This is a genomic window from Kitasatospora sp. NPDC007106 (assembly GCF_040634455.1).
Taxonomy (GTDB): domain Bacteria; phylum Actinomycetota; class Actinomycetes; order Streptomycetales; family Streptomycetaceae; genus Kitasatospora; species Kitasatospora arboriphila.
In genome coordinates, this window is the sequence record NZ_JBEYFP010000371.1 from 1 (window position 1) to 5,881 (window position 5,881).

Sequence of the window (5,881 nt, forward strand, 5' to 3'; positions counted from 1 at the left end):
GCCGCGGCGTTCGAGGGCTGCGCGGCCGTCCGCGCGGTCTTCGCCGCCGTCACCGCCGACGTCGCCGTACCGCAGCCCGGCCTCCACCGGCCCGTGCCCGTGCTCGCCACCGTGTGGGAACTCGCCACCCCCGACGGCGACTTCGAGGCGGACCCGGAGACCCTCCCCGTCGCGCTCGCCGCCGCCCTGCGTGCCGCCCCGCCCGGCCACCGGGTGACCGCGGCCGGCTGGACGGCGGCGCTCGTGTCGACCCGCACCCGTACCGTCCCCGGCCCGGACGCGGCCCCCGACCCGCTCCCCCCGGCCCGCCGCCTCGCCTTCGTCCGCTGGCTCGACCACGCCCGCGCTCACCGCCTCACCCTCGTCCCCGGTCTCGAACATCCCGGCGACCCGGCGCAGCCCGACAACCACCACCGTCACTGATCCCACTCGGAGCTGCACCGGCCGGAGAGCCGCGGGCCGAACGGCGGGAGAGCCGAGCACCGCCCTCGCCGCCGGAGCACGAGCGGCCCACGCCGTGCCGGCGGGATCCCCGCGCACCACCCGACACGGGCCCGATGCCCGAGTACCGAGGAAATCGGCAGGTATGCGACCATACGCGCCATGTCCAGCACGTTTCCTTCGGAGCGGGGCCCCGGCGCCCCGGCCGACCCCCGGCGCCGTCTCCTGCTCGAACTCGGTGCGGGCATGTTGGGCGGCGGCCTGCCCGTCCACGACGTGGAGGAGGAACTGCGCGGGCTCGGGCGGACGCTCGATGCACCCGATGTGCGGGTCGCCGCCCTGACCACCGGCCTGTTCGTGGCGCTCCACGCGGACGACCCTGCCGTGTTCGAGCCCGTCGGCCCCGCCCTGCGGTTCGAGCAGACCGCCGACGTCCTCGACGTGGTGCACCGGCTACGCGCGGGCGGCCTCGACGGGCACCAAGCGCTGCGCGACCTGGATGCGGTCCGCCGGGCCCCGGCCCGCTGGCCGGTCTGGGTCGCGGATCTCGGGGTGCTGCCGGTCGGGGTCGGGCTCTGCCTCTACCTGCAGCCGGTGGCGGCGAACGTCCTCGCCGCCGCGCTCGGCTCACTCATCGTGGTGGGCCTGACCATGACGGCCCGCCGACTGCCGCTGCTGCGGCCGCTGCTGCCGGTCACCGCAGGCTTCCTCGTCTCCGTCCTGGTGCTCGGGGCCGCCCGGGCCTCCCTGCTCGACGGACCGCTGCGCACGATCGTCGCCACCCTGGCGATCCTGCTGCCCGGCGGCCTCCTGGTGACCGGGCTGTCGGAGATCGCCGCGGGTGCGGCCAGCGCCGGGACGGCCAGGCTGGTGTCCGGCTCCGTGCAGCTGTCACTCTTCCTCGCCGGTGTGGTGGCGGCCGCCACCGCCACCGGCGTGCCCACCTCCGTGCTGGCCAACACCCAGGTCGCCGCGCCGAGTTGGTGGGTCGTCTGCCTGGGCTTGGCACTTGCCGTGGCCGGAGTCGTGATCAACGTCAACACCCCGCCGCCCGCGATCCCGTGGATCGTCGCGGTGATCGCGGTGACCGCCGCCGTCCAGATCACGGTCACCACCACCAACGGCCCGGCGATCGGCGGCCTGGCCGGCGCGGTCACCGCCGCCACCGCCGCCACCGTCGCGCACTGGCTGCGTCGCGGCTCGTCCTGGCAGGTGCTCTACCTCCCCGCGTTCTGGGTCGTGGTGCCCGGCTCGTTCGGCCTGCTCAACACCGCCCAGATCGAGGTCGGCAACGGCGCGCAGGCCGTCCTCACCGCCGTGTCCGCGGTGTTCGGCGTCTCCATCGGCACACTGATCGGCTCGGTCATCAGCCGCATCCCGCGACCCGCTCCACCGTGGCCACGGTCCTGACCCCGAACGACCGTGACGCCTTCGGACCGGGCGCGTCCGCGGCACCGCGGAGCCGTCCGCGGTCCCCGGGCGGAGGCCCGACCGGTGTGCGGATCGTCCGCGCGCGGCGGAGGCTTGGGGCAGGGACGGCCGGCCGGTCCGCACGACTGCGGGCCGTCCACCGTCGCGCGGCGACGACGGACGGAGTGAGCCCATGGGCGGCCCCGACATCGCGGACCGGACCGGACGGGTGCTGGACGAGGACGACGCGGTCGAACTCCTCGCCTACCTGCTCTGCTCTGCCCGTACCCAGGTGGACGAGGCCGCCGAGTACGCCCCGCTGCGGCTGCTCACTGCGGCGGGACGGCTTGCGGAGATGATCGAGCCGCAGGCGGGCGACCGCCTGCGGGCACTCCTGCACGAGGTGCGCCGCGGGCACGCCGAGACCTCGGTCCGGGCCGGCGATCCGCAGGGCTACGTCGACCGGCTGGACGCGCTCTCCCGGACCCTGGCCGCGTACCTGCTCGATTCGCTCGACCCCGGCGAGGCGGCGAACGACGGAACGGCAACCGGCGGGGCAGCGAACGGCGGGTCGTCGTGAGCGGCGAGGAGCCCACAGGTGGCGACACCGCCGGCGGGGACGCCGTCCTGCGGGCGATCCGTACCCGCCGCGTGGTCCGGGCGCTCGCCGACGCGCCGGTCGAGCCCGGGCAGCTGCGGGCCGTCCTGGACAGCGCCCGGTACGCGCCGCACGCCGGCAACCGGCGCCTCCACCGGTACGTGGTCGTCACCCGGCCCGGAATGCTGCGGGCGATCCGGATGGTCTCCCCCGGGATGCTCCAGCGCCCGGCGGCCGCGATCGTCGTCTGCGTCGACTGGGCCGGGGTACGCGCGTACGGCTTCCCGGAGAGCAACCCCGGCCCGTACGTCGACGTGGGGACGGCGGCGGCGACCATGCTGATGGCGGCGCACGGCCTGGGGCTGGGCGCCGGGCCGGTGACCTCGTTCAGCCGGGCGGCGGTTGCCGTGCTGCTCGGAGCGCCGGACGGGGTGCGGCCCGAGCTGATCGTCTGCCTCGGCCACCCGTCGCCGCAGCAGCCTCCCCCGGTGCGCCGCCGGGGCGGACCGGCCTGGACGGACCAGGTGCGGTGGGAACACTTCTGAGTGTCCGCTCCCGGGCCCTCCACGACCTGCTGCGCCTGTGCGCCGGGGCGCAACTGCGCCGGGAGGACGGCAAGGCTGCACCGGAGCCGCTCGGTCCCGGCTGCGCGCCCCGGCTGCTCGACACCTCACTCACCACCGGGCGGTGTCACGAAGCGAACCACGGCGCGCCGTCGGAAGGTTGCCGGGCCGACGACCGGCCGCGGGCCTCCGCCACCTCACCGGCTGTCGGGCCGGGGGCCGACCATCAGGCCCGTACGGTAGGCGAGGGCGACGGCCTGGGCGCGGTCGCGGGCACCGGGCTTGGCGAGGATGCGCTTCATGTGGGTCTTGACGGTGGACTCGGCGAGGTACAGCTCGTCGGCGATCTCCGCGTTGGAGCGGCCCTGCACCCGCCTGGAACAGGGCCGCGAGCGCAACCCCTCCCCGCAACTGCTGCAGGCCGTCGCCCGCGCGCTGCGGCTGGACGAGGACGCCGGCGAGCACCTGGCGAACCTCGCCGCGCCGTCCGCTCCCCGCCGGCGGCCCGCTACCGAGCAGGTCGCACCGGCGCTGCGGCACCTGGTGGACGCACTGCCCACCCCGGCCGTGGTCACCGGCCGGACGCTGGACGTCCTGGCACTCAACCCGCAGGCCGCCGCCCTCTACGCGGGGTTCGCGCGGGTGGACAACCTGGTGCGGATGGCCTTCCTCGACCCGGCGGCCCGTTCCTTCCACCGGGACCGGGAGGCGGCCGCCCGCGCCGCGGTCGCCGCGCTGCGCAGCGCCGCCGGCCCGGGGCGGCCGCGATCCGCGGCTGGTCGCCCTGGTCGGCGAACTCTCGCTGCAGAGCCACGAGTTCCGCGTGCTGTGGGCCCGCCACGAGGTGCACGGCAAGTCCGCCGGTGCCAAGCTGCACCACCCGCGGGCCGGCGGCCTGGAGCTGGCGTACGAGACGCTCACACCGAACAGCGCCCCCGGCCGGCAGCTGGTGGTGTACCGGGCCGTGCCGGGCAGCCCGTCCGCCGAGCGCCTGTCACTCCTTCAGCTGCAGGACACCTCGGCCCGGCCGGTCGGTCCGGTCAGCGGAACCGGCCGGTGACGGTGCCCCAGCCGTGCCAGCGGTCGACCTCGATCAGGGCGGTGACCCGGCCGCGGTCCCGCACGGGGTAGTCGCGGCCCCGGTAGTGCCGGGAGAGCCGGTCGATGTCGGCGAGCTCCCGGTCCTCGTACAGCTCGGCGACCCGGCCGATCAGGGTGATGTGGGTGTACCAGGAGTGCTCGTCGAGCACCGTGAGGCTGACCCGGGGGTCGGCGCGCAGGTGGTGCAGGCGGGTGCGGCCCTCGTCCATGTTGACCAGGACGCGGCCGTCCTCCTCCCAGAGGTACCAGGTGGCGGTGGAGACGGGCTGGCCGTCCGGGCGGAGGGTGGCGATGACGGCCGGGTTCGCCTTGCGCAGCAGCGCGACGGCCTTCTCGGGCAACGGTGGCTCGGGCATGAGCGCTCTCCTGGTCCACGCCGGGGCCCGCCCGCGCGGCGGGCGGCTGCTCTCCGGTCCCTTCTCCGGTCACTCCGCAGCGTAGGCCCCGCTCGGCCGGTCACCACGGCGCGATGCCGGACGGGTCGTGAGTCACCTCCGTTGACCGGTGGCACCGGCGGATCCATGTGGTCGGATCCGGCCTCGCCGCCGAGCACCCCTGGAGCGGGCGCTGTCCGCCCGCCGGATTCGACCGCTGACGGCCGCTCCCCCGCGGTGGCCGAAACGGCGCGCCGCGGGGACGCCGGTAGGGGATCCGGCGCGATACTGCTGACCATGCGTGTCGCGCTCATGACGGCCGGTTCCCGCGGCGACGTCGCCCCGTTCACCGGACTCGGGTCCGGGCTGGCCCGGGCCGGCCACCAGGTCACCCTGGTCACCCACGCACGGTTCGCACCGCTCGCACAGGGCGCCGGGATCGGCTTCCACCCGCTGCCGGTGGACCCGCGCGAGGCCCTGGAGTCCGCCGCCGGGCAGGGCCTGCACCGCAGTTCCAGCGGGATCGGCAAGATGGCCCGGCTGGTCGCGATGGCGCGCTCGCTGGTGGGCAGGATGGCGGACGAACTGCTGGTCGCCGCCCACGGCCAGGACGTCCTGCTGCTGTCGGCCGCGCTGGCACCACTGGGGCACGCGATCGCGGAGGGCATGGCCCTGCCCAGCATCGGCCTCCATCTGCAACCGCTCGCCGCGACGGCCGAGTTCGCCCCGCCGGTGATCGGCGCGAGGTCCTGGGGCGCGGGCCCGAACCGGCTGGCCGGGCATGCCGTGAACGCGGCCGTGGACAGCATCTTCACCGAGGCCGTCCGCCGTACCCGCTCGCGCCTCGGGCTGCCCCGGCGCAGCCTCCGCTCCGCCCGCCGGGCGCGCGAGCAGGCCGACTGGCCGGTCTTCCACGGCTTCAGCGAACTGGTGGTGCCACGCCCACGCGACTGGCGTCCGGGTCTGCGGGTGGCCGGCTACTGGTGGCCCGGGGACCCGCCCGCGGCCGAGCTCCCGCCGGAGCTCCGCGACTTCCTGGACGCGGGCGACCCCCCGGTCTTCGTCGGCCTGGGCAGCGCGGCGGTGCCCGACCCTGAGCAGGTCTCCCGCACGGTCGTGGCGGCGCTGCGCGCGGCCGGGCTGCGCGGCGTGGTCCAGCGCGGCTGGAGCGAGCTGCACGCCGAGGGCCCGGACGTGATCACCGTCGACGACGTTCCGCACCACCTGCTCTTCCCGCGGACGGCCGCCGTCGTGCACCACGCCGGGGCCGGCACCACCGCGGCGGGCCTGCGGGCCGGGGTGCCGGCCGTCCCCGTCCCGATCCAGTTCGACGCCGCGTTCTGGGCCGGCCGCCTGACCGGCCTGGGGGTGGCCCCCGCGGCCGTGCCGCTGCG

The 5,881-nt window shown here is 76.2% G+C and carries 6 protein-coding genes and 3 pseudogenes; 7 read left to right on the forward strand and 2 right to left on the reverse strand.

The annotated features are described in order from the left end of the window. From ABZ641_RS23650 to ABZ641_RS23665, 4 genes and pseudogenes are all read left to right on the forward strand, one after another. Nucleotides 1–423, forward strand: a pseudogene (locus ABZ641_RS23650) (hypothetical protein); the annotation flags it as partial. A 180-nt stretch (nt 424–603) separates the two neighbouring features. Beyond that, nucleotides 604–1,851, forward strand: coding sequence for a threonine/serine exporter family protein (locus tag ABZ641_RS23655; protein ID WP_359984645.1), 1,248 nt, complete (start codon nt 604–606; stop codon nt 1,849–1,851). 193 nt (nt 1,852–2,044) lie between these two features. Continuing rightward, complete coding sequence (locus tag ABZ641_RS23660) at nt 2,045–2,431, forward strand: DUF6092 family protein (protein ID WP_344623501.1); 387 nt, start codon at nt 2,045–2,047, stop codon at nt 2,429–2,431. Next, nucleotides 2,428–2,994: a nitroreductase family protein gene (locus ABZ641_RS23665; RefSeq protein ID WP_359984647.1), complete on the forward strand. Its 567-nt coding sequence runs from the start codon at nt 2,428–2,430 to the stop codon at nt 2,992–2,994. The genes ABZ641_RS23660 and ABZ641_RS23665 overlap by 4 nt, the downstream gene beginning before the upstream one ends. A 215-nt stretch (nt 2,995–3,209) precedes the next feature. Here the strand turns inward: ABZ641_RS23665 and ABZ641_RS23670 are convergent. Then, a pseudogene (locus tag ABZ641_RS23670) lies at nt 3,210–3,380 on the reverse strand (LuxR C-terminal-related transcriptional regulator); the annotation flags it as partial. Here ABZ641_RS23670 and ABZ641_RS23675 point away from each other — a divergent pair. Beyond that, nucleotides 3,313–3,702: pseudogene (locus ABZ641_RS23675) on the forward strand (hypothetical protein); the annotation flags it as partial. The pseudogenes ABZ641_RS23670 and ABZ641_RS23675 overlap by 68 nt on opposite strands. Nucleotides 3,703–3,814: 112 nt before the next feature. Beyond that, complete coding sequence (locus tag ABZ641_RS23680; protein ID WP_344623551.1) at nt 3,815–4,072, forward strand: hypothetical protein; 258 nt, start codon at nt 3,815–3,817, stop codon at nt 4,070–4,072. Here the strand turns inward: ABZ641_RS23680 and ABZ641_RS23685 are convergent. After that, nucleotides 4,053–4,469 carry a PPOX class F420-dependent oxidoreductase gene (locus ABZ641_RS23685; RefSeq protein ID WP_344623503.1) on the reverse strand — a complete coding sequence of 139 codons (417 nt, stop codon included), beginning with the start codon at nt 4,467–4,469 and terminating at the stop codon, nt 4,053–4,055. The two genes, ABZ641_RS23680 and ABZ641_RS23685, sit on opposite strands and share 20 nt — an antisense overlap. A 315-nt stretch (nt 4,470–4,784) precedes the next feature. Here ABZ641_RS23685 and ABZ641_RS23690 point away from each other — a divergent pair. After that, on the forward strand, nt 4,785–5,881 hold a 1,097-nt coding region (locus ABZ641_RS23690; RefSeq protein ID WP_359984650.1), incomplete at its 3' end, for a glycosyltransferase.

What these genes read in the sequence shown, in the direction of transcription:
- ABZ641_RS23685 (WP_344623503.1), bottom strand. Translation starts at nt 4,469, where the DNA reads ATGCCCGAGCCACCGTTGCCCGAGAAGGCCGTCGCGCTGCTGCGCAAG.
- ABZ641_RS23655 (WP_359984645.1), top strand. Translation starts at nt 604, where the DNA reads ATGTCCAGCACGTTTCCTTCGGAGCGGGGCCCCGGCGCCCCGGCCGAC.
- ABZ641_RS23660 (WP_344623501.1), top strand. Translation starts at nt 2,045, where the DNA reads ATGGGCGGCCCCGACATCGCGGACCGGACCGGACGGGTGCTGGACGAG.